General features: G+C 68.6%; 28 protein-coding genes and 1 pseudogene. 16 read left to right on the top strand and 13 right to left on the bottom strand.

Annotated features, from left to right (window positions below; genetic code table 11):
- Nucleotides 1–6: 6 nt before the first annotated feature.
- From ACIBG5_RS14220 to ACIBG5_RS14210, 3 genes are all read right to left on the bottom strand, one after another.
- Nucleotides 7–669 (bottom strand): hypothetical protein, encoded by a 663-nt coding sequence (locus ACIBG5_RS14220; protein WP_396391954.1) that lies wholly within the window; start codon nucleotides 667–669, stop codon nucleotides 7–9.
- Between the two features lie 110 nt (nucleotides 670–779).
- The gene (locus ACIBG5_RS14215; RefSeq protein WP_396391953.1) at nucleotides 780–1103 is read right to left on the bottom strand and encodes an AzlD domain-containing protein; all 324 of its coding nucleotides are present in this window, start codon (nucleotides 1101–1103) and stop codon (nucleotides 780–782) included.
- The gene (locus ACIBG5_RS14210) at nucleotides 1100–1786 is read right to left on the bottom strand and encodes an AzlC family ABC transporter permease (protein ID WP_396391952.1); all 687 of its coding nucleotides are present in this window, start codon (nucleotides 1784–1786) and stop codon (nucleotides 1100–1102) included. The genes ACIBG5_RS14215 and ACIBG5_RS14210 overlap by 4 nt, the downstream gene beginning before the upstream one ends.
- Before the next feature lie 54 nt (nucleotides 1787–1840).
- On the opposite strand from ACIBG5_RS14210, the gene ACIBG5_RS14205 reads away from it, so the two are divergent.
- Nucleotides 1841–2407 carry a helix-turn-helix domain-containing protein gene (locus ACIBG5_RS14205; protein ID WP_396391951.1) on the top strand — a complete coding sequence of 189 codons (567 nt, stop codon included), beginning with the start codon at nucleotides 1841–1843 and terminating at the stop codon, nucleotides 2405–2407.
- Nucleotides 2408–2473: 66 nt separating this feature from the next.
- On the opposite strand, the gene ACIBG5_RS14200 is transcribed toward ACIBG5_RS14205, so the two are convergent.
- Entirely contained in the window at nucleotides 2474–3304 is an 831-nt protein-coding gene (locus ACIBG5_RS14200) for an SAM-dependent methyltransferase (protein WP_396391950.1), read from the bottom strand.
- A 165-nt stretch (nucleotides 3305–3469) separates the two neighbouring features.
- On the opposite strand from ACIBG5_RS14200, the gene ACIBG5_RS14195 reads away from it, so the two are divergent.
- Nucleotides 3470–4342 carry a helix-turn-helix transcriptional regulator gene (locus ACIBG5_RS14195; RefSeq protein ID WP_360438361.1) on the top strand — a complete coding sequence of 291 codons (873 nt, stop codon included), beginning with the start codon at nucleotides 3470–3472 and terminating at the stop codon, nucleotides 4340–4342.
- A 16-nt stretch (nucleotides 4343–4358) separates the two neighbouring features.
- Here the strand turns inward: ACIBG5_RS14195 and ACIBG5_RS14190 are convergent, their stop codons facing one another.
- Complete coding sequence (locus ACIBG5_RS14190; protein ID WP_396391949.1) at nucleotides 4359–4850, bottom strand: winged helix-turn-helix transcriptional regulator; 492 nt, start codon at nucleotides 4848–4850, stop codon at nucleotides 4359–4361.
- Nucleotides 4851–4921: 71 nt separating this feature from the next.
- Between ACIBG5_RS14190 and ACIBG5_RS14185 the strand changes: the two are divergent.
- Nucleotides 4922–5305, top strand: a pseudogene (locus ACIBG5_RS14185) (GNAT family N-acetyltransferase); the annotation flags it as partial.
- A gap of 78 nt (nucleotides 5306–5383) precedes the next feature.
- Here ACIBG5_RS14185 and ACIBG5_RS14180 read toward each other — a convergent pair.
- From ACIBG5_RS14180 to ACIBG5_RS14170, 3 genes are read right to left on the bottom strand one after another with little or no spacing between them, the layout of a single operon-like run.
- The gene (locus ACIBG5_RS14180) at nucleotides 5384–6514 is read right to left on the bottom strand and encodes an epoxide hydrolase family protein (protein ID WP_396391948.1); all 1131 of its coding nucleotides are present in this window, start codon (nucleotides 6512–6514) and stop codon (nucleotides 5384–5386) included.
- Nucleotides 6515–6517: 3 nt separating this feature from the next.
- Entirely contained in the window at nucleotides 6518–6865 is a 348-nt protein-coding gene (locus ACIBG5_RS14175; RefSeq protein ID WP_396391947.1) for a VOC family protein, read from the bottom strand.
- A 45-nt stretch (nucleotides 6866–6910) separates the two neighbouring features.
- The gene (locus ACIBG5_RS14170) at nucleotides 6911–7492 is read right to left on the bottom strand and encodes a dienelactone hydrolase family protein (RefSeq protein WP_396391946.1); all 582 of its coding nucleotides are present in this window, start codon (nucleotides 7490–7492) and stop codon (nucleotides 6911–6913) included.
- Nucleotides 7493–7550: 58 nt separating this feature from the next.
- Here ACIBG5_RS14170 and ACIBG5_RS14165 point away from each other — a divergent pair, with 58 nt between their 5' ends.
- Nucleotides 7551–8129: an ArsR/SmtB family transcription factor gene (locus tag ACIBG5_RS14165; protein WP_396391945.1), complete on the top strand. Its 579-nt coding sequence runs from the start codon at nucleotides 7551–7553 to the stop codon at nucleotides 8127–8129.
- A 1-nt stretch (nucleotide 8130) separates the two neighbouring features.
- Complete coding sequence (locus ACIBG5_RS14160; protein ID WP_396391944.1) at nucleotides 8131–9384, top strand: acyl-CoA thioesterase/BAAT N-terminal domain-containing protein; 1254 nt, start codon at nucleotides 8131–8133, stop codon at nucleotides 9382–9384.
- On the opposite strand, the gene ACIBG5_RS14155 is transcribed toward ACIBG5_RS14160, so the two are convergent.
- The gene (locus ACIBG5_RS14155; protein ID WP_396391943.1) at nucleotides 9370–10203 is read right to left on the bottom strand and encodes an AraC family transcriptional regulator; all 834 of its coding nucleotides are present in this window, start codon (nucleotides 10201–10203) and stop codon (nucleotides 9370–9372) included. The genes ACIBG5_RS14160 and ACIBG5_RS14155 overlap by 15 nt on opposite strands.
- Before the next feature lie 70 nt (nucleotides 10204–10273).
- On the opposite strand from ACIBG5_RS14155, the gene ACIBG5_RS14150 reads away from it, so the two are divergent.
- The 5 genes from ACIBG5_RS14150 to ACIBG5_RS14130 are packed head-to-tail and all read left to right on the top strand — an operon-like array spanning nucleotide 10274 to nucleotide 12722.
- Nucleotides 10274–11086: a phytanoyl-CoA dioxygenase family protein gene (locus ACIBG5_RS14150; RefSeq protein ID WP_396391942.1), complete on the top strand. Its 813-nt coding sequence runs from the start codon at nucleotides 10274–10276 to the stop codon at nucleotides 11084–11086.
- Complete coding sequence (locus tag ACIBG5_RS14145; protein ID WP_396391941.1) at nucleotides 11083–11355, top strand: hypothetical protein; 273 nt, start codon at nucleotides 11083–11085, stop codon at nucleotides 11353–11355. The genes ACIBG5_RS14150 and ACIBG5_RS14145 overlap by 4 nt, the downstream gene beginning before the upstream one ends.
- Entirely contained in the window at nucleotides 11348–11512 is a 165-nt protein-coding gene (locus ACIBG5_RS14140; RefSeq protein ID WP_396391940.1) for a hypothetical protein, read from the top strand. Before ACIBG5_RS14145 ends, ACIBG5_RS14140 begins: the two co-directional genes overlap by 8 nt.
- Nucleotides 11513–11550: 38 nt before the next feature.
- Nucleotides 11551–12030 (top strand): pyridoxamine 5'-phosphate oxidase, encoded by a 480-nt coding sequence (locus ACIBG5_RS14135; RefSeq protein ID WP_396391939.1) that lies wholly within the window; start codon nucleotides 11551–11553, stop codon nucleotides 12028–12030.
- Nucleotides 12027–12722 carry a DsbA family protein gene (locus tag ACIBG5_RS14130; RefSeq protein ID WP_396391937.1) on the top strand — a complete coding sequence of 232 codons (696 nt, stop codon included), beginning with the start codon at nucleotides 12027–12029 and terminating at the stop codon, nucleotides 12720–12722. The genes ACIBG5_RS14135 and ACIBG5_RS14130 overlap by 4 nt, the downstream gene beginning before the upstream one ends.
- A 37-nt stretch (nucleotides 12723–12759) precedes the next feature.
- Here the strand turns inward: ACIBG5_RS14130 and ACIBG5_RS14125 are convergent, their stop codons facing one another.
- On the bottom strand, nucleotides 12760–13650 hold the full coding sequence (locus tag ACIBG5_RS14125) for a LysR family transcriptional regulator (RefSeq protein WP_396391936.1): 891 nt from the start codon (nucleotides 13648–13650) through the stop codon (nucleotides 12760–12762).
- Between the two features lie 128 nt (nucleotides 13651–13778).
- On the opposite strand from ACIBG5_RS14125, the gene ACIBG5_RS14120 reads away from it, so the two are divergent.
- Both ACIBG5_RS14120 and ACIBG5_RS14115 read left to right on the top strand, forming a co-directional pair.
- Nucleotides 13779–14996 (top strand): MFS transporter, encoded by a 1218-nt coding sequence (locus ACIBG5_RS14120; protein ID WP_396391935.1) that lies wholly within the window; start codon nucleotides 13779–13781, stop codon nucleotides 14994–14996.
- A 42-nt stretch (nucleotides 14997–15038) separates the two neighbouring features.
- On the top strand, nucleotides 15039–15431 hold the full coding sequence (locus ACIBG5_RS14115) for a MerR family transcriptional regulator (RefSeq protein ID WP_396391934.1): 393 nt from the start codon (nucleotides 15039–15041) through the stop codon (nucleotides 15429–15431).
- On the opposite strand, the gene ACIBG5_RS14110 is transcribed toward ACIBG5_RS14115, so the two are convergent.
- Nucleotides 15419–16390 (bottom strand): aldo/keto reductase, encoded by a 972-nt coding sequence (locus ACIBG5_RS14110; RefSeq protein WP_396391933.1) that lies wholly within the window; start codon nucleotides 16388–16390, stop codon nucleotides 15419–15421. The genes ACIBG5_RS14115 and ACIBG5_RS14110 overlap by 13 nt on opposite strands.
- 197 nt (nucleotides 16391–16587) lie before the next feature.
- Here ACIBG5_RS14110 and ACIBG5_RS14105 point away from each other — a divergent pair, with 197 nt between their 5' ends.
- The 3 genes from ACIBG5_RS14105 to ACIBG5_RS14095 are packed head-to-tail and all read left to right on the top strand — an operon-like array spanning nucleotide 16588 to nucleotide 18559.
- Complete coding sequence (locus tag ACIBG5_RS14105) at nucleotides 16588–17481, top strand: oxidoreductase (RefSeq protein ID WP_396391932.1); 894 nt, start codon at nucleotides 16588–16590, stop codon at nucleotides 17479–17481.
- Nucleotides 17478–18110, top strand: a complete 633-nt coding sequence (locus tag ACIBG5_RS14100) for a TetR/AcrR family transcriptional regulator (RefSeq protein ID WP_396391931.1) — start codon at nucleotides 17478–17480, stop codon at nucleotides 18108–18110. Before ACIBG5_RS14105 ends, ACIBG5_RS14100 begins: the two co-directional genes overlap by 4 nt.
- Before the next feature lie 38 nt (nucleotides 18111–18148).
- Nucleotides 18149–18559, top strand: coding sequence for a VOC family protein (locus ACIBG5_RS14095; protein ID WP_396391930.1), 411 nt, complete (start codon nucleotides 18149–18151; stop codon nucleotides 18557–18559).
- A 222-nt stretch (nucleotides 18560–18781) separates the two neighbouring features.
- Here the strand turns inward: ACIBG5_RS14095 and ACIBG5_RS14090 are convergent, their stop codons facing one another.
- Nucleotides 18782–19432: a hypothetical protein gene (locus tag ACIBG5_RS14090; protein WP_396391929.1), complete on the bottom strand. Its 651-nt coding sequence runs from the start codon at nucleotides 19430–19432 to the stop codon at nucleotides 18782–18784.
- A gap of 95 nt (nucleotides 19433–19527) precedes the next feature.
- Here ACIBG5_RS14090 and ACIBG5_RS14085 point away from each other — a divergent pair, with 95 nt between their 5' ends.
- Complete coding sequence (locus ACIBG5_RS14085) at nucleotides 19528–20127, top strand: TetR/AcrR family transcriptional regulator (RefSeq protein WP_396391928.1); 600 nt, start codon at nucleotides 19528–19530, stop codon at nucleotides 20125–20127.
- 3 nt (nucleotides 20128–20130) lie between these two features.
- Here the strand turns inward: ACIBG5_RS14085 and ACIBG5_RS14080 are convergent, their stop codons facing one another.
- Nucleotides 20131–20802: an ANTAR domain-containing protein gene (locus ACIBG5_RS14080; RefSeq protein ID WP_396391927.1), complete on the bottom strand. Its 672-nt coding sequence runs from the start codon at nucleotides 20800–20802 to the stop codon at nucleotides 20131–20133.
- Nucleotides 20803–20850: the final 48 nt, after the last annotated feature.

Raw genomic sequence — 20850 nt, 5'->3', positions numbered from 1 at the left:
TAGTTGTCAGCGGTCTTGGGGGTGGTCGGGGTTGGGTCCGGGGTTGTATGGAGGTGGGGCTGGGAAGGTGCCGTTCTGGGCGCCGGGTGGGGGCGGGTAGTTGCCGGGGGCACCTGGTGGTTGCTGGGGCGGGTAGGTGTTCGGCGGACGCTTGCGGCGGCGGTTGCGGACGGCGCCGATGGTGAGCAGGACGCCGCCGAGGATGAAGAAGATCAGGAAGGAGCCGATGGCACCGAAGATCGACAGCACGAACGCCACGACCGAGGACTTCGGTCCGGCGGCGTACGTGGCTCCGGTGGTGTCGTCGGTGCACGAGATGCTGTAGTCTCCCGCCGGGACGGTGTCCACCGACCGCGCGACGACGTACCAGGTCTCGTCGTTGATCGTGATCTGCTCGGAGCCGGTCGGCGCCTTCAGCGGTACGGCGCCACCCGACGCGTCCTTCGCCTCGCACGGCGGATTGAGCACCGGGACGGACGAGTAGATCGTCAGCCCCTCCTCCTTCAGGTGGACCACGCCGCCCGCGACCGACTGCGGCGACTCCGGCACCGTCTCGACGATCCGCCAGACGAAGAACAAGGTCAGCACGGCACCGATCGCGAAGCACGCGATCGCAATCCAGGTCAGCGTCTTCTTCGGCGCCGCCGGCTGCCCGGGATAAGTGCTCATCCACGTCCTCGCTTCGCTCCGGGCGCGGATGAGACACAACAGGCGCTGTGCTCGATGATGAACTCACTACGTTCGTTCATGGGCAGCACCGTAGCCGCTGGAGTGGTTCGTTACGGTACGCCGAGCAGCCTCAGACCCGCCGCGGTCGCGGCAGCCGCCACCACGACCAGCACGAACGGCGCCTTGCGCCACGCGAGCACGCCACCGACCAGTACGCCGGCCGGACGCGCGACGCCGGCCGGCCCGTGGCCGTCCGTCAGAGCAGAGGTGGCGACCAAGGCAGTGAGCAGCACGATCGCCGCCGCGGCAAGGAACTGCTGCGCCCGCTCGGGAAGGTCGAACCGGCTGCGCATCACCGGCCCGGCGAGCCGCAGCGAAAAGGTGCCCACGGCAAGAACCAGGATACCGATCAGCAGCACGGGCGTGTTGGTCATCGCGACACCTCCAGCGCGGGTTTGCCCGCGCGGTAGAAGAGCATGCCGGCCAGTGCAAGCAGCACAGGCAGACCGGCCGGCAGGAACGGAGTCGCCGCCAACGCGAACACCGCCCCGATCAAGGCCGCCGTACGTGTCGCACGATCACGCAATGCGGGCAGAACCAGGGCCAGCAGCACCGCCGGGAACGCGGCGTCCAGCCCGAACACATCGGTGTCGGTGATGACCGATCCGGCCGCACCGCCCACGACTACGCCGATGTTCCAGCACACGAAGATGCCGATCCCGCCGGCCCAGTACGCCGCCCGCTTCTGCCGCAGATCGTCCTGTCCCATGGCGAACGCGACGTTCTCGTCCGTCATCAGGTGGCTGCCCGGCAGGCGCCGCCAGCCGCTACCGATCACGTCACTGACCGCAAGGCCGAAGGCAACGTGCCGGGTGTTGACCAGCAGGCCGGCGATCATCGCCGCGATCGGACTGCCGCCGGCCGCCACGATCCCGACGAACAGGAACTGCGACGCGCCCGCGAAGACCACCAGCGACAGCAGCACCGGAACCCACAACGGCAGTCCACCGCCGACGCTGATCGCGCCGTACGAGAGACCGACCACGCCGTCGGCCAGGCAGACCAGCCCGATGTCCCGGGCCAGCCCACGGTCGAGTGTTCGCCAGATCGAACGCATGAGCATTATGATGAACAACGCACCCTGCGTTCGTCAAGCCGAACAAGTAGACCGATGGAGCGAACACGGATGGACACCAAGGCACCGCTCGACGTGATCGCGGCCTCGCTGCGCCGGTACCGCGCGCGAGCCGGACTGTCGTTGACCGAGGTGGCCAAGCGGGCCGGGGTCGCGAAGTCCACGCTGTCCCAGCTGGAGTCGGGGTCCGGCAATCCGAGCGTGGAGACGTTGTGGGCGCTGGCGGTCGCGCTGGACACGCCGTTCGCCACGTTGCTCGACCCGCCGCGGCCGAAGGTGCAGGTGATCCGCGCGGGCGAGGGGCCGGTCCTGTACTCCGATCAGGCCGAGTACAGCGCGACCCTGGTCGCGTCCTGCCCACCGAACGCCCGCCGCGACATCTACCGCATCGTCGCCTCCCCCGGCCCCGGCCGGAAGTCCGAGCCGCACATGCCCGGCGTGGTCGAGCATGTCGTCCTCAGCTCAGGCCGTGCCCTGGTAGGCCCGGCCGACGACCCGATCGAACTCACTCCCGGTGACTACCTCGCCTACCCCGGCGATCTCCCGCACATCTTCCAGGCCCTCGAGGAGACCGCCGCCGTCCTCGTCTCCGAACACGTCTGACGCTTGCTCTGAGCAACAAAACGCCCGGAACCGCTGTGGTTCCGGGCGTTTCGGCGTACTGAAGGCTCAGAGCTTGCGGCCGACCGCGCCGGCGATGCACTCCTCCACCTGGTTGAGCGGCTTGATGCGCGGTCCGTCCGGCCACCAGTCGTCACACAGGACCAGGCCCGGCGGGACGAGCTCCTGGCCGGGGAACAGTTCGAGAAGCTGCTCGCGGGTGCGGAACACCCCGCTGCCCATCGGGCTGTGGACGAACCTCTCCTCCATCTTCCGGGCGACCTCGGAGTGCTCCGGCGTCTCCGGGTCGTAGAAGTGCGCAACCACCGTGTACGACCCCGGCACGACCGCGTCGACGTACTTCTGCATGATCTGCGGGCCGTCGTTGCCGATGTAGTGGTGCAGCGTGCCGTTCTGGATCACTGCGATCGGCTTGCTGAAGTCGAGGAACTCCCGCACTTCGTCCCGGCCGAGCACCTGGTCGGGGTCGAAGATGTCGGCGCTGACGAACAGCGTGTTCTCGTTCTCCTCCAGCAGCGCGCGGCCGTGCGCGAGCACCACCGGGTCGTTGTCGATGTAGAGAACCTTCGACTCCGGCCGTAGCCGCTGCACCACCTGATGCGTGTTCTCCGCGGTCGGCAGGCCGGAACCGCAGTCGAGGTACTGCGTGATGTCCGTCTGGCCGGCCAGGAAGCGGCACGCCCGGATCAGGAAGTTCCGGTTCGACCAGGCCAGGTCGTTGACCTGGGGCGCGACGGTGGCGACCTGCCGGAGCACTTCGCGGTCGATCTCGAAGTTGTCCTTGCCGTTCAGCGCGGCGTCGTACACCCGGGCGATGCTGGCCCTCGTGGTGTCCACACCCACCGGACTCGAACTGGGTGCCTTGGTGGCATCGGGCATCAGCAGGACCTCGCAGAATGATCGGGATGTCTGTGGGACGACTCTACTGACAGTAGGGGCCGGTGAACACATGGTGTAAGCGCGTCGGGGTGGACGCGTTCACGTTCCGTTGTGAAATGATCTACCTGCTGTCCGCACCGGGTAGCTTGCTGTGGGAGGCGAGGCGTGACGGAACCGGGCGCGTACGGCGGTCCGACCGCCCTGCGCATCATGCTCGGCGTGCACCTGCGCCGTCTGCGGGAAGAGGCCGGGATCAGCCGGACCGACGCCGGCTGGGCGATCCGCGGCTCGGAGTCGAAGATCAGCCGGCTCGAACTCGGTCGCGTCGGCTTCAAGGTGCGCGACGTCGACGACCTGCTCAGCCTCTACAAACTCGAGGACCAGGACGAGCGCGATCGCCTGCTGGCACTCGCACGGGACGCGAACAACCCTGGCTGGTGGCAACGGTACGACGACCTCACGCCGACCTGGTTCCATTCGTACCTCGGCCTGGAGATGGCGGCCGACCTGATTCGTACGTTCGAGTTGCAGTTCGTGCCCGGCCTGCTGCAGACGCCCGACTACGCGCGCGCCGTGGTCAGCCTCGGCCGGCTGGACGAGCCACTGGCGAAGGCCGAGGAGGACCGACTGGTCGCGCTCCGGACGACGCGCCAGCAGGTGCTCACCCGCCAGCGCCCGGCGCGGTTGTGGGCGGTCATCGACGAGTCGGTCCTGCGACGGCCGATCGGTAGCAAGAAGGTGCTCAAAGAGCAACTGGAGTACCTGATCGAGGCGTCGAAGCGGCACAACGTCACGCTGCAGATCATCCCGTTCGACAAGGGTGGCTACACCGCGACAGGTGGAGCCTTCACGCTGCTCCGCTTCATCGACACGGATCTGCCGGACATCGTCTACATCGAGCACCTGACCAGTGCGGTGTACCTCGACAAACGCGAGGAACTCGACGCGTACGTCGTCACCATGGACGCGCTGTCCATCGCGGCCTCTCAGCCACGCCACACCGAAGGCCTCATCCGCGCTGCCATCGACGCGCTCTGACCCACCGCCGCGGGCGTCAGCCCGCCAGTGCGCGGGGTTTCGCTGTGGGGCCGGGGCGGAGGACTACGTCGCGCGGCGTGGGCTCATGGCCGGCTTCGCAGCGGAGGACGACTGTGACGTGTGCGTCGCAGTCGCCGCGGTGGCGCGCCTCGATGGGTGGGCCGCCGTCCAGCGGCAGGTACTGATCGCCCCACTGGATCATTGCGACCAGCACGGGATACAGATCGAGCCCGGCCTGGGTGAGGCGGTACTCGTAGCGTTCCCGCTGACCGGGCAGACGGTAGGGGTGCCGGCGGATCAGGCCGCGCTCGATCAGCGCCGCGAGCCGATCGGTCAGGACCTGGCGGGGTACGCCGGCCCGCGTACGGATGTCCTCGAAGCGCCGGACGCCGACGAAGAGTTCGCGCAGCACGTGGAACGTCCATTTGTCGCCCAGGATCTCCATCGTCCGGGAGATCGTGCAGTTCTCGGTCGACCAGCTCATCGCCTCAGGCACCTGCTCGTTCATGAGATCCAGGATAAGTCCGCTTGACAGACTCAGCCAACCCGAGCAACCCTGAATCCGTGAACCAGACTCAGATGGGTACGCCGCTCATCCGCCGCGCCGGGGAACCCGACGCGGACGAGCTGGCGCGAATGTTGACCGGGCTGACCGACCTCAGCCTCTATTTCCGGTTCCAGACCGCGATCGGCCGGCCACCCCGGCCCGCGCTCTTGCTCCGGCTGCTCTGCCCCACCGGCGCGTCCTGGGTCGCGACCCGGGGTGACAGGATCGTCGGCCACTCGATGTGGGCGTGGGCTCACGGCCACGAAGCGACCGCCGAACTCGCGGTGATCATCAACGAGGACGACCAGGGCCGCGGGCTCGGCGTGCGGATGCTGGCGACGGCCGCGGCCGGAGCGATCGCGGCAGGTGCCACCCGGTTCCTGTTCGTGGTCAGTCCGGCGAACGACCGGAGCCTCCGGATGATTCGCCGCCGGTGGCCGGAGGCAACGGTCGAGCGCGACGGCACGTTGCTGAACTTCGTCGTCGCGGCCCGCCTAACGGACCAGCCGGAAGAAGGCACGGATGTCGTCGACGAGCAGGTCCGGAGCCTCGAGTGCGGCGAAGTGCCCACCGCGGTCGAACTCCGACCAATGGACGATGCGGTGCCGGCGGTCTAGCACCCGCCGGATCGCCGGATCGGTCGGGAACACCGCCACACCGGTCGGCACTCCGGACGGTTCGAGCGCGTCGCCGGCCGCGACCCGATTCTCGTAGTACACGTTGGCCGATGACGCACTCGTGTTGGTGAACCAGTAGATCGATGCGTCCGTCAACAGATGGTCGAGGTCGACGGCGTCCTCGGGCAGCGCACGCGCCGGATCCGTCCATTCCCAGAACTTCTCCAGGATCCAGGCCAGTTGCCCGACCGGCGAGTCGCTCAACCCGAACGACACCGTCTGCGGTCGCGTGCCCTGCACTTCGGCGTACCCGGTCCCGACCTCACGCAGGCGTACGGCCGCTGCGAGGCGCTCCCGCTCGACGTCGGTCAGGTGCTCGACGTCATCCGGCAGGATCTGCGGAAACGCCAGCCCGCCGTTGATGTGTACGCCGACGACGTGGGACGGATCGACGTACCCGAGCAGCGGGGACACGACCGATCCGGTGTCGCCACCCTGAGCGCCGTACCGCTGGTAACCCAACTCCTGCATCAAAACCGCCCACGCCTGCGCGATCCGCCGATGGTTCCAACCAGGGCTCTCGAGCGGGACCGAGAAGCCGTGTCCCGGCACGGACGGGACTACGACATGGAAGGCGTCGCGCGGATCCCCGCCGTACGACGCGGGGTCGGTGAGCGGACCGAGAATCGGGAGGAACTCCGCGACCGACCCCGGCCAGCCGTGCGTGAGGATCAACGGCAGCGCACCGGGTTCCGGCGAACGCGCATGCACGAAGTGGATCGTCTGCTCATCGATCCGCGTCGTGTACTGCGGATACGCGTTCAGCCGCGCTTCCCACGCCCGCCAGTCGTACGCCTGCCACCGCGCCACGATCCCCTGCAGATACTCGACCGGTACGCCGCGATCCCACGCAGTGCCCGGCAGTTGCCGCGGCCACCGAATCTGCCGCAACCGCGCGGCCAAGTCCTCCAGAGCGGCGTCCGGAACGTCGATCCTGAAATCGATCACGACTCAGAGATCGTGCGCACGCTCATGCAACGGCTCATAAAGCCCGAGCTCGCTTCCACCGGGCAACCGGATCGACGTCAGCACTCCCCACGGCTGGCGCTCCGGCGGCTTCACGAACTCCACCCCACGCGCCGTCAGCTCAGCGATCGTCGCGTCGAGGTCGTCGCACATCAGGAACAGCTCGTGCGAGTCCACCTCGGCCGGGTGCACCGCCACCTCGGCAGGCGGCAACTTGAAGATCAGCCACCCGTGTCCGGCATCCACATGGGGATACCCGAGCACGTCCCGGAAGAAGTCCCGATCGGCGTCAGCGTCGCGGCTGTAGATGATCACATGCGCACCGTTGATCATGGCTCGCACTCTAGTTGCACCCGCCGTGGTCGCGGGGCCGCGGCGTCAGCCGATCGGTTCGAGGAAGGTGAGGACCCGGCTCGTGAGCAGCTTCGCCGCGGCTTCGTCGTACCCGGGCAGCGAGGAGTCGGCGAACAGGTGCACCTTGCCGGGGTAGAGGAAGAGCTCCGCCTCGTCGGTGGCGGCGACCAGGGCTCGTGCGGAGTCCAGGTCGCCGCCTTCCTCGGTGAAGAACGGGTCCTCGTCCATCCCATGGATCTGGACCGGTACGCCGGCCGGCCAGGACTCGCCGTACTCGGACACCGGCAGGCAGGCGTCGAAGAACAGCGCGCCCTTCGCGCCGGGACGCGTCTGCGCCAGCTGCTGCGCCGGCATCACGCCGAGGGAGAAGCCCGCATAGACGAGACCTTCGCCGAGCCCCTGCGCGGCCTGCACCCCGCGCTCGTGGACCACGCCGAAGCCGGTCTCCCGCGCGTACCCGATGCCTTCGTCGAGGGTGGCGAACGTGCGCCCCTCGTAGAGATCCGGCAGGTGGACGGTGTGACCCGCCTGCCGTAGCTCGTCGGCGAAGGTCTTCACCCCGTCGGTGAGTCCCTGCGCGTGGTGGTACAGCACGATCTCGGCCATGATCCGCTCCAATGATCCAGATATCTCGAACAATCCGTGATGCTAGTCTAATCCGATCATGTCGATCAACAGCCCGGTGCCGGATTACGAGCTCGAGGACACCATCGAGCTGACGACGGCCGACCAGGTCAGGGCGATCAGCGACCCGCTGCGGACGACGATCCTGGGCCTGTTGCACGAGCGCGCCGCGACCGTGACCGAGCTGGCCACCGCGGTCAAACGGCCGAAGAGCACCGTGGCTCATCATGTGAAGGTGCTGGCGGATGCCGGGATCCTGAGGGTCGTCCGGACCCGGCGGGTCCGCGCCATCGAGGAGCGGTTCTACGGCCGGGCCGCGCGGATGTTCTACGTCGGCCTCGGCCGGCGGGTCGACGGGGTCGAGTTGCCGCCGGACTTCAACGACTTCGAGGTCGCCGCCGAGGAGTCCAGGACGGCGTACGACGCCGGACAACTGCGGTCGTTCATCCGCCACGCCCGGATCCCGGAGGAACGCGCTGCGGAGTTCTGGCGTGGAGTCGACCGGCTGATCCACAGCTTCGACGAACTGCCGCGCTCCGGCGACACCACCTATGGCTTCACGGTCGGTCTCTACCCCATCATCGATTACCCGACCCTGCCCCCACCGCCCGAGGACTGACATGCTCCGTCGCGTGATGCTCCTGGCCACGGCCGCCTGCCTGCTGGCGAGCGGGTGTACGTCGGACTCGACCGACCACGCGACGATCCAGGTCGACCACGTGACCGCGCTGGCCGATCAACCTGTCCATCTGGCGGTCAGCGGACTCCAGCCGCACGCCGGCGTGAAGCTCAGCGCACAGGCTCCCGATCGCGACGGCAAGAACTGGCGAGCCGAGGCGACCTTCACGGCCGACGACCACGGCGCGATCGATCTCGACCGGGCCGGCCCGACCGGCGGCAGCTATCAGGGCGTCGACGGGATGGGCCTGTTCTGGTCGATGAACCCACCGGACGGCGACCCGGACCTCCAGGCCTACGCTCCGCCGGCCGAGGACGGCCGCCCGGTCGAGCACGTCGAAATCCAGGTTCTCCAGAAGGGCAAGACACTTGCCGGCGTCCGGCTGACCAGGCAGTGGCTGGTGGCCGGTGTCACGACCAAGACCCTCACTCTGGCGGCCGACAAGGTGAGCGGGGTGTACCTCGCTCCACCACGCGATGCCCCCAAGCATCCCGCCGTCCTCGTCTTCGGTGGGTCGGAAGGTGGGCTGGGCGTCAAGCCCGTCGCGGCCTTGCTGGCCTCGCACGGGTATCCCATCCTCGCGATCGCCTACTTCCACGCACCGGGGTTGCCGCAGGACCTTCGCGACATCCCGCTGGAGTACTTCGCGACCGCGGCCCGCTGGCTGGCCCGGCAGCCGGGAGTGGACCCAGCACACCTGATCGCGCTGAGCGCGTCCCGTGGCACCGAGGCGGCGCTGTTGCTGAGCGAGCACTTCCCCGACCTGGTGCACGGTGCAGTCCTCTACGCGCCGACCGACGTGGTGGTCGGGTCGTTCCCCGAGATCGGCGGCGCGGCGTGGACCCTGGGTGGCAGGGAACTGCAGTACGACACCCGGATCCCGGTCGACCATGTCAGCGGCCCGGTGCTCGCGATCGCCGGATCGGACGACCAGCTCTGGCCGTCGATGACGGCGGCGCCACGGATCGCGCTGGAGCTCGATGACGCCCACAACCGCTTCCCGCACCGCGCCTTGATCTACCCGCAGGCCGGTCACGGTGTCAGCGGAGCGCCGTACCTGCCGATGGGGACGAAAGAGGTGCAGCCGGTGACGCGTAGAGTCATCTCGCTCGGCGGCACTCGCGCGGGCAACGAGGCCGCACTCCGGCAAGGGTGGACCGCCGTGCTCGCGCTGCTGGAGTCACTCGCGCGCTGAGCGGTAGGCGCTCGGGGTGGTGTTGGTCAGCTGGCGGAAGACCCGGGCGAAGTGCTGGCTCGAGCTGAAGCCAAGAGAGAGGGCCAGCGCGGTGATGGTCAGGTCGCTGGACTCCAGGAGCTGCCGGGCGCGGTCGATGCGGCGCTCGTTGAGGTAGCGGTGCGGCGGCTGGCCGAGGTGGTCGGCGAACAGCTCGGCCAGGTAGGACGGCGCGAGGCCGACCCGGTCAGCGAGTCGGCGGAGCGTCCAGTGTTCGTGAAACTCCTGCTCCAGCAGGCGTTTCACGGTCCGCACAGCCGGATGCATCGCCAGTTGTGGTGCGGCGGTCGGCGCCATCGCCCGCGCGACCGACAGCACCAGGTGGTCGACCGCCAGCGCCAGCCCGGTGTCGTTGTACTCGTAGCGGGTGGTGAGTTCCCGGACGAGTTGCGCGAAGGCGTGCGCGACCTCTCCCGCCTCGCGATGCACGACGGTTGTGGGCCAATCCAGGGTCAGCGCGGGCTGGCGTCGTACGACGGGATCGAGGTCGATGGCGGCGAAGTAGAAGTGGTGATTGCCCGAACGACCGGCCAGGTGATGTACGAGACCCGGAGGTACGGCGAACAGGTGGCCGGGCTGAAGGAGGTAGCTCGCGTCACCGGCCACCCAGCGCGTCACGCCGTGCAACTGCAGGTAAATCTCCCACACCGGATGCTGGTGTGGCTCGATGAGGAACTGCTCCGGGACCCACTGCTCGCCAGCGTGCACGAGACCGCTGACAGGGTCGTGTACGTCGGCGTGAAAGCCCGCGCGCAGCCCACGAGGCTGGGTCAGAGACACCTGAAGATTGTGTCCAGTTGACTGAACAACGGCAACGCGGCGAACCTCCCGCTTTCCTACGGTTGCCGGCATGACTGAACTTCCCGGGCCTGACGACATCGCCTTCTATCGTGAGCACGGCTACTGGATCTCGCCGGTGATCGTGCCATCCGACGTACTCGACGCGGCCGATCGCGGCATGGAGCGCTTCTACGCCGGCGACCACGACCACTCCCTCCCCGCCGTGCCGGCGACGCGCGGCTGGCAGCCGTCGGACGGCGACGTACTGCGGAAGAACGACTACTCCTCGCTCCGCGTCGACGAACTTGCGGCGCTGGTCCGGCACCCGGCGATCGGTGCGACGGCCGCCGCGCTGTCCGGCGCGGACGGGATCCGGCTGTGGCACGACCAACTGCTCAGGAAGCCGGTGGGCGGGTCGGCGCGCGTGGGGTGGCACACGGACCGGCAGTACTGGCAGTCGTGTACGTCGGACGACATGCTCACCGCGTGGGTCGGGTTCCACGACGTCGACGAGGTCAACGGCGCGGTGTCGTTCCTGCCCGGCAGCCATCGCTGGGACATCACCGGCCTCGACTTCTTCTCCCAGGACGCCGATGCGCTCGAGGCCTCGATCGTCGCGCAGGGCTTCGACCCGACTCCCGTCGTACCCCGGATGCGCCGCGGCCAGGTCAGCTTCCACCACTGCCGCACCGTCCACGGCAGCTCCGCCAACCGCGGTACGGCGCCCCGCCGCTCGCTGGCCATCCACCTCCAACCCACCACCAACCGCTGGCGCCCCGGCGCCAGTCACTCGAACGACACCCTGGCTCGCACGGACCCCACCACCGACGGCCCCGACTACACCGACCCCGCGATCCAGCCGTTGCTCTACGGCCGCAGGTGAAACGGTTGTGGGCGTCGTCGGTGGCCGGCTGGACCACGGCGGCCGACGAGGTGGCGCTACGGCAGCTCCTGTGGCGGGCGGTGTTCGACAACCACCTCGAGGAGGTCAACCGGCACGTGACCCGAGCTCCCGCTGTGTCACGAGCCCCGGTTCGCGAGCCCGTCCGGCGGACACTGCGGGCGCGGGTCAAGCAGCGCGTCCGGCGCAACACTGCCGTACGCCGTCTGGCCCGGTCGCGCGCGTGGCGAGCGATGAAGGATCGTGAGTAAGTTGCGCGCCACCCCCTCGCCGGAGCTCCTGACCAACCTCGACCTCCGGGCCTGCGGGTCCGGCCGCCCGGTGCCCGGCCCCGTCATCCTGTACGGCGAGTTGTTCCCGGGACAGCACCCGATCAGCTTCTTCCAGCTGGAGCTGGTTCCGCGCTGACCTTGAGAACCGGACCATGGTCCGTTAAGGTCGCGGGCATGGATGCCCGTGCAGGACTCGAGCTGATCAAGGAGCTCGGCAGCCAGGACTACTGGCTGGCCGTGCTCGTCACCCGTCGCCGGTCCGGGGAGCCGGCTGTCTCGGTCGTGAATGCCGGTGTCCTGCCGCATCCACTCACCGGTGAGCCGGTCGTCGCCCTGGTCGCGCGCGGCCGGACGGCCAAGCTCACCTATCTGCGCCGGGATCCGAACGCGACGCTCGTGTTCCGGGCGGGCTGGCGGTGGATCGGAGTCAGCGGGCCGGTCGAGCTGGCCGGGCCTGATGACTCGCTGCCCGGTCTCGACGCGGAGCAGTTGCGGCTGCTGCTGCGCGACATCTACCACGCGGCGGGCGGACAGCATCCGGATCTCGACGAGTACGACCGCGAGATGGTCGCAGACCGGCGTACGGCGGTTCTGCTCAAGCCTGAGCGCTTCACCAACAACCCGGCCGGGGCCGACCATGTGGAGGACGAATGATCGCGCCGGTTCCCGGGCCGGGGACGATCCAGGTCTGGTCGGATTTGCTGTGTCCGTTCGCGTTCGTGGCCGTTCATCGGCTCCGGGCGGCGCGGGAGCGGCTCGGCCTCGACGGCCACGTGCACCTCGATCACCACACGTTCGCGCTCGAGTTGTTCAACGGTCCGCACTCGAGGCCGGGCACCGACAGCGAGGCCGTCGGTCTCGGTCAGGTGGCGCCGGAGCTCGGGTTCCGGCTGTGGACGCAGCCTGACTGGGCCTATCCGTCGACCGTGCTGCTCGCGGCCGAAGCTGTGCACGCGGCGAAGGAACAGGGTCTATGCGAGTCGGAGGATCTCGACTACACGTTGCGTTGCGCCTTCTGGCGGGAGTCGCGCTCGATCGGGCACCGGCAGGTGATCCTCGACGTCGCCAAGGAGGTCGGCTCGATCGACGTCACCGCACTCGCAGCGGCCCTCGACGACGGCCGCGCCCGAGCCACTGTCATGGCCGACCACGCCGTCGCCACTACCGACGCCATCCAAGGCAGCCCCCACCTGTTCCTCCCCGACGGCACCAACATCCACAACCCCGGCATCACTGTTCACTGGGAGGGTCCGTACGCCTCCGGCTACCCCATAGCCCAAAACACCAACCCCACCTGGCCCGACCACCTCCTGAACCAGGCCGCCGGAGCTCCCAGCCACCCATGATCCGGCCCAAGGGCGGCGTGGGGCGACCCTTCCGAGGCTATCGACGCGGTTCCGGGCGAGCGACGACGTAGTCGCGGAAGCGGCGGGCGGCTGGGGAGGCGGCTGGGCCGGTGGGGAGAACCAGGTCCACTCGGCGGCGGAGGCCGCGGCCGGCTAGCGAGACCAGGCGTACGGCGGAGGTGTCGAGGGCCAGGCCTTCGGGGATGAGGGCGATGCCGACGCCGGCCGAGACGAGGTCGAGCAGCATCGTCCACTCGTTCACCTCGCACACGACGTCGCGCTCGATGCCCGCCTCGTCGAAGGCAGTGTCGAGCACCTGACGAATCGCCCACTGGGGAGGCGTTTCGACGAAGCGCTCGGCGGCGAGATCGGTCAGCTTGACGGCGTCCGCCGAGCTGAGCGGATGCGTCGGAGTACAGGCGAGCACCAACGGCTCGACAACGAGCGGAACGACCTCGAGACCGGTGACTCGATCCGACACGAGTGACACCAGCGCACAGTCAAGGTGGCCGTCGGCAACCATCTCCACCATCGCCAGCGCCGGCAACTGCTGCACACGGATCCGCACCGACGGGTGATCAACAGCGAACGCGGCCAACCAGGACGAGACCGGCAGCGTGTGCCCGGCAGTCTGCAGGGCACCAATGCGCAGTTCGCCGGCCAGCACCCCCTGCGTGTCCTGCACGGCCTGCCGCGCGTTGACTGCCGCCTCCAAGGCCAGGCGCGCCGCCGGCAGCATCGCGAGTCCCTCGGCCGTCAGCCGGACCGGACGAGTGCCGCGCACGAAGAGCGGCGCACCGACTTCCTTCTCCAGCGCCCGGATCGACGTGGATAGACCGGACTGCACGATGTGCTCGCGCTCCGCCGCCCGGGTGAAGCTCCGCTCCTCCGCGAGCGCGACGAAGTGGCGCAGATGCCGAAACTCCATCTCTCGACTGTATCTCTCTCAGAGATGGAATTCATCTAGAACTGTCTCACCAGAGCTGGTATGCCCGGGCAGCACGGCCCTGTTCGGTCTCAGTAGACCGATGTCCCTCCAGAGAGGCCACGCCCGCGATGACTACCACCGCCGCACCAACGATCGCCCGTACGACGAGAGCCCGGCACCTGACCGGATTCTGGTTCGTCGCCGCGGCGTTCCTGACCCTGATGGCGTTCGGGACCGTTCCGACGCCGCTCTGGCCGATCTACCAGGACCGCGACCACTTCGGTGCCACCACGGTCACCGTCGCCTTCGCGGTGCTGGTGGTCGGCGCCGCGGCGGCCTTCCACCTACTCGGCCATCTCTCCGACCGGCTCGGCCGTCGGCGCATCATCGTCCCCGCGCTGCTCACCGGCATCCTGTCGGCCGCCGTACTCGCGATCTGGCCCGGCCTGCCGGGCTTGCTGGTGGGCCGCGTGCTCACGGGCGTCGCGGTCGGACTGATGGCGTCCACGGCGACCGTGTATCTGACCGACCTCCATGACGCCGTTCACCCCGACGAGCCTCGGTCGTCCCTGCCGGCGTTGGTGGCGACCGCGTCGAATCTGGGGGGCCTCGCACTCGGTCCCCTGGTGGCCGGTGCGCTCGCGCAATGGGCACCGGCTCCGCTGCGGACGTCGTACACGATCTTCGGCGCGCTGATGATCGTGCTGCTCCTGCTCGTCCTGTCGACGCCGGAGACGGTGGACATCGAGGCCAGAGGCAACGATCGGCCGGCCCGGTTCGCACTGCGTCCCGGCCGGGGTGCGGCCTTCGGATCCGCGGCCGCGGTGGGGTTCTTCGCCTTCGCGGTGATGGGGTTGTTCTCGTCGCTCGGCGCGATCATCGTTCGCGGTCAGCTCGGCATCACGTCGTACTTCATCGCGGGGCTGGCGCCGTTCACGGCGTTCGCGGCCTCGGCCCTCGCACAACTCGCTCTGCTCCGCGCGAGCCAGTCCGTGGCGCTCGTGACCGGGACTATCAGCTTCCCGGTCGGCCTTGCCCTCACCGCGGTCTCGCTCTACCACCCGATGCTCTGGCTGGTGCTCGTCGCGGCGGCCTTGAGCGGTGGCGGCGCCGGCCTGCTCTTCAAGAGCGCGGTCGCCCAAACCGTCGGCGCGGCAGCCCCGGCCTCACGTGCGGGCGTGCTGGCGACGTTCTTCGTCCTCGCCTACCTCGGCATGGGGCTGCCGTCGATCGCATTCAGCGTCGTGATCCGCCACGCCGCCCTCCAGCCCGCGATGATCGGCTTCGCCGCCATCCTGTCCCTCGGGGCGATCGCCGCCGTCATCACCGCGCACCGACACAAGTGATGGCTTGACCTGGAGTGCACTCCAGATCAGATGATGGGGCGCATGACGTCATACGCACCGGCCGAGGCGTCCGAGCGCACCGGCCTCAGCCTGGACACCCTGCGCTACTACGAACGCCTCGGCCTCTTCGGTCCGGTACGGCGTACGACCGGGGGCAAGCGGATCTACAGCGAGCACGACGTGGCCTGGCTGCGGCTGCTCATCTGCCTGCGCCAAGCCGGCCTGGGGATCACCGACCTGCAGCGGTTCATGGGCAGCCTGCGGAACCGCACGAACGGCAACGCGGGCGTGGTCGAGCTGCTGGAGAGTCACCGTGACCGGCTGCGCGACGAGATCGCGAAGATGAACCTCGCGCTCGGCGTCCTGGACGACAAGCTCAACTACTACCGTACGGCGGACGCCCGCGAAGCCGCTGAGTTCGCTCAGAGGAAGTAGGGATAGGGCAGTTCCGGCGCGCTGGCGGTGTCCAGCTGTTCCAGCTGCTCCGGCGTCAGCGACCATCCGACCGCGCCCAAGAGATCGTCGAGGTACCTCGGCAGCCGCGGACCGATGATGGGCGCGGTCACCCCGGGTTGCTGCAGCAGCCAGCGGACGGCCACCTGCGGCATCGTCCGTCCGGCGTCCTTCGCGACCGCCTCCAGCGCGTCGATCACACCCCAGGTGTGGTCGTTGGCGTACCGGTCCCAGGAATGCGTTCCGGGCCCGGAGGCCTTGCTGCCCTGGGGCGGCGCCGTCATGCCACGCCGGAAGGCGCCCGACAACCAACCTGACCGCAGCGGGGACCAGGTGATCACACCAAGACCTTCGTTCCGGCAGACCGGAAGCAGTTCCCACTCCGGACTCCGGTCGAGCAGGGTGTAGAGCGGCTGCAGACTGGCGAAGGACTCCCAGCCGTTCTGCCGGCACAGCTCGATCGCCTTCTGCAGGTGCCACGCGTGGAAGTTGCTGGCTCCGATGTAGCGGACCTTGCCGGACCGCACCAGGGTGTCGAGGGTCGACAGCGTCTCGGTGAGCGGCGTGCTGTCGTCCCACCGATGCAGCTGGTAGAGGTCGATGTAGTCCGTCCCGAGACGGCGCAGGCTCGCGTCGACAGCGTCGAGGATGTGCTTGCGGGACAGGCCGCGTTCGTTCGGCTGCGATCCCATCGGGCCCCAGACCTTGGTCGCGATGACGAGGTCCTCCCGCCGCTGCGTCTTCAGCCAGCCGCCGAGCACTTCCTCCGACCTGCCGGCGCCGTACACATCGGCGGTGTCGATGAACGTTCCGCCCGCGTCCGTGAACTTGTTCAGGATCTCCGCGCTGTCCTGCTCGTCCGTCTGCCCGCCGAACATCATCGCGCCGAGACACAGTTCGCTGACCTTCAGCCCGGTTGCTCCGAGGTTTCTGTAATCCATGTCCCGACGTTAGAACCTGGAGTGCACACCAGCTCAAGCCCTTTTCTGCTACATCACGCCGGCGAACACTCCCGTTGTGGTCCCGTCGACCGCCGTGAAGTCGCTGCAGCAGCAGCTCGCGCAGCTCAATTACTACGACGGGCCCATCAAGTGTCGAACAACTTAAAGGTATTCAGATTCTGAGTTATGCTCAGATCATGGCTCGATGGACGGCAGCCGACGTACCCGATCAGTCCGGGCGGATCGCCGTGGTGACCGGCGCGAGTGCGGGGCTGGGTCTGGAGACGGCGAGAGTGCTGGCGGCGCGTGGTGCGATGGTCGTGCTCGCTTGCCGCGACACCGCGAAGGGGGCGGCGGCGATCCGTGGGGCACGTGTCGTGGAACTCGACCTGGCCTCGCTGGGGTCGGTTCGCGAGGCCGCCGAGATCATCCGTTCGACCTGTCCGCGGCTGGATCTGCTGATCAACAACGCCGGTGTGATGAATGTACCGTTCCAGCGCACCGAGGACGGCTTCGAGCTCACGTTCGGCACCAACCATCTCGGGCATTTCGCGCTCACCGGGCTGTTGCTCACACACCTGTTGCGGACAGCCGGATCGCGGGTCGTCACCGTCACCAGCAACGCCCACCGTCGTGGACGCCTCGACCTGGATCCAGAGCAGGAGTACAAGCCTGGTACGGCGTACGAGCGCTCGAAGCTGGCAAACCTCTTGTTCGCCTACGAACTGCGGCGCCGCCTGGATGCCGCCGGAGCTACGACCGCCTCGCTGGCCGCGCACCCAGGCAACGCCCGCACCGGCCTGTGGCGAACGAGCTCGAGACTGGAACGAGTCCTGATCGGGCGAGCCCTGCGACCAGTCAACTTCTGGCTCGCCCAAGACGCCCAGCAAGGCGCGTTGCCGCAGCTCCGCGCGGCTACCGACCTGTCCGCGCGTGGAGGCGAGTGCTACGGGCCGGACGGTTGGTTCCAGTACGTCGGCTCGCCGGGCCGGGTCCGGACGAGCCCTTCGTCGTACGACCGCGAGGCAGCTAAGCGGCTGTGGACATTGTCCGAGCAGCTCACCGAGGTCAGCTATCCGGTGACCGCATGAGTCGGCCGTCCTACCACCACGGGAGTCTCAGGGCGGCACTGATCGACGACGCGATCGAGCTCATCACCGAGCGCGGCGTCGCGGCCTTCTCTCTCGCGGAGTCCAGCCGTCGGCTGGGGGTCGCCGTCAGCGCGCCGTACGCACACTTCGCCGGCCGCGCCGACCTGCTCGCCGCGGTGTGCGTCCACGCCCTCGAACTGTTCCGCGACGAACTGGAGCCGAGACTCGCACGGTCGGCCTCACCGGCCGACCGGCTCGCGGCCATCGCGCGGGCGTACGTCCGCTTCGCCTCTTCTCACGAGGCGTTGTTCCAGCTGTTGTTCTCGACCGAGTTCGGCTCGAACTTGGACAAGGCCCGTCAGCCCGAGATCGCGGCTGCCGAACAGCCGATCGAAGAAGTGTTCCTGGACTCGGTGAAGGCCTTCACCCCGGACAAACTCGCGGCGGAAGCCCTGGCCGCCGCTGTCGAGGCGACCGCTCATGGCCACGCGACCCTTCTCCTCGACGGCCGCTTCGGCGCCGGACCCCGCGCGACCACCCGCGCCTCCACGTCGGCCGCCCGCGCCACTCTCGCGCTACTCGACGGTCGCGACCAGCTCCGCCCACGACCCACGCGGAAGCCGACGTAGTATCCAGCCGGTTGGCAGCAGTGAACCAAGGAGGGCACATGACCGATCGACCGAGCACCGACGCGGACCGCAGTACCTCGTCCTCACCTGTGCCGGTGATCGACGCGGTGGCCTTCGACGCATCGGAACCGGATGCGCTCGCACGCTTCTGGCAGTCACTGCTCGGAGGCGAACTGCGCCCGGCCGAGGACGGCGTCATCGAGCTGCACGGCGCCGCCGTCCGCCTCGACTTCGTCCGGGTCCCTGAGACCAAGCAGGTCAAGAACCGCCAGCACCTCGACCTGTACGTCCCACCCGACACCCGCAACGACGCCATCGACCGCGCCCTGAAACTGGGCGCCTCCCGAGCCGACGACATCTACGACGGCGGCCTCTGGCAATGCATGCGAGACCCCGAAGGCAACGAATTCTGCTTCGTCTGGGGCGCAGCCTCCCGCCCGAGCGAATGACCTGAACGGTCAGCCGAGCTCGGGCCGCGCACCCCGGTGCACAGCAACACCGGCGGCCGTTTGCCGGCGGGAGCCGTAAGAATTTCTGGCGGCGGGATGTCCGACGCGGGGGGCAGTGGCTATGCGGTACGAGCCGAGAAGGTAGCCCGCCCGAGCGGACCGCGTTGTTTCGCGTCAGGGGCTGGCGGGCGAGTTCGCTGTGGCGGGCTTCTGTCCGAGGCGTCAGGTCCGCGTGGGTCTCGACGGCGTCGCCGATGAGCCGGGCCCCGCTGGCGGAAGGGGTTCGCGGACTTGGCGGGCCTCGACGATGCCGAACCGGATTGCCCAGGCGGGATAGGCGAGGTAGATCCCGAGCCAGCCGAGCTGTGCGATCCAGATCCAGCCGGGTGCGGTCGCCATATCGTCGAAACGGAGGAGAATCCCAGGCGCCGCGACGACGCCGAGGGTCATCAGCGCACCGGCGAGAACGCCCAGCGAGCGGAGTCCTCGAGGCCACGCGCCGGCTTGAGGGTTGCTCCGGTTGAAGGTCACGAGCCACGCCCCGATTCCGGCGAAACCCAGGCTCGACACGAGCCCGGCGAGGAAGAACCCGGTCGTATCGGACACCACGAGCGCTGACCCGGCCACCGTGATCGGCGCACCGATGAGCGCCCCGCCGACGGCGAGGCCGCCGGTGCGGCCCGCAACGTGCCGCCGGAGCTTCCAGGCAAGGCAGGCACTCAGAACGCCGGTCGCAGCGTTGCCGATGTCGTTGATCGCGCCGAACGGACCGCCCACGACGAAGTACGTCCCGAGCAACACCGCGCTGCCGGCGGCAACGACGCCCACGGCGACGGCCAGACGCCCCGTGTCCCGACCCTCCGCGGCGTCCATGCTCGACCTCCCTCGCCGAAGGTGAACCTGCGTCCCAAGGAGCGAGTATTATTTGTCTGCCACCAACAGTCAATAGAATGGGCAAGGACCATCGGATGCCTCGTTCCTACAACCTCGGCCGACGGGCCACCCCGAAGGCCGAAACCCGAGCACGGATCGTCGCCGCGGCGCTCGAGATCTATCGCGAGCGCGGCCTGGGCGCCGCGTCCAACCTCGCGATCGCCCAGGCGGCGGACGTCGCCCCGGCCACGGTGCGAAACCACTTCCCGCAGCAGGACGACCTGGCCCGAGCGACCTTCGACGCCATGCTCGCCGAGCTCCGGATCCCGACGGCGGCGATCTTCGACGGTCTCGGCGGCATTCGAGAGCGCATCGAGCGGCTGGCCCGCGAACTGGCGGCTTTCTACGAGCGGAGCCAGCCCTGGTGGCGGGTGTACGAGCGAGAGCCGGAACTGATCCGGGCCTGGGGCGGCGGCGTCGACCGGTACTACGCCGACGTCGAGCGCCTGATGCTCGCCGCGCTCGGCCAGCTGTCGTCGGACGAACGGTCGATGGCGGTCGTGGCATCATTCATCGGGCCGCCGGCGTTCTTCGCCCTCAAGGAACGCGGCTTCAACTCGGACGAGGCCGTCGAGTTGACGCTCGAGCTCGTACTTCCCTGGCTCGAACGGCGCCGCGACGACCTCGCGCCGTGATGGTCATCGGTTGGTGGTGGCGATGAGCCGTTCGGCCACGTCGCGCAGCTTCACATTGCCGTCCTGGGACAAGCGGGCCAGGAACGCGAAGGCGCGATCGTCGCGCAGGTGATAGCGCTCCATCACGATGCCGACCGCCGTACCGATCCGGCCACGGGTCCGGACGGCCTCGCGCAGATTGTGGATCTCGCGGGCGTAGTCGATCGCCATCGCCGCCTGGTGCCGGAACAGCTCACCGATCGACCCGAGATCGCTGAACGCACCGAGCTTGCGCGCGTACAGATTCAGTGCGCCACGCGACTGCGGAGCATCGAACAGACGGATCGCCGCCTGTGCCTGGATCCCCGCGGCCACCGCGCTGACCGCGTAGCGCGGAAATCGCTCGTCGTGAGCCAGGTCAGGCGCCGCGACATGAACAGCGTCCGCCGCGGCGTCGTAGCACGGACCTTCACGCAGTTCGTACTGCGCAGCGTCGAGACCCCACAGCAGGTCGTCGGTCGGCGCAGCCGTCTCCAGCTGGCCGTCGCTGTGCAGGATCGTGATGCTCGCGTAGTCGGTGTCCGGCAACGATTCGACCGCGGCGGCCGTGATGCGACTCAGCGTGTGGTCGAGGTCGCCAGGAGTGAGCGTCTTCGCCAGCCGCTGAGCGAGGTCCAGAAGTCCGTCGTCGTTCACGGCATTGCCAGTACCCCGGATAGCGACCCGGATGCACGCTCCCTGGCA

The organism is Kribbella sp. NPDC050241 (assembly GCF_044459685.1).
Lineage (GTDB): Bacteria > Actinomycetota > Actinomycetes > Propionibacteriales > Kribbellaceae > Kribbella.
The sequence above is the reverse complement of the archived record's forward strand: the minus strand, read 5'-3'. Positions and strand labels throughout refer to the sequence as shown.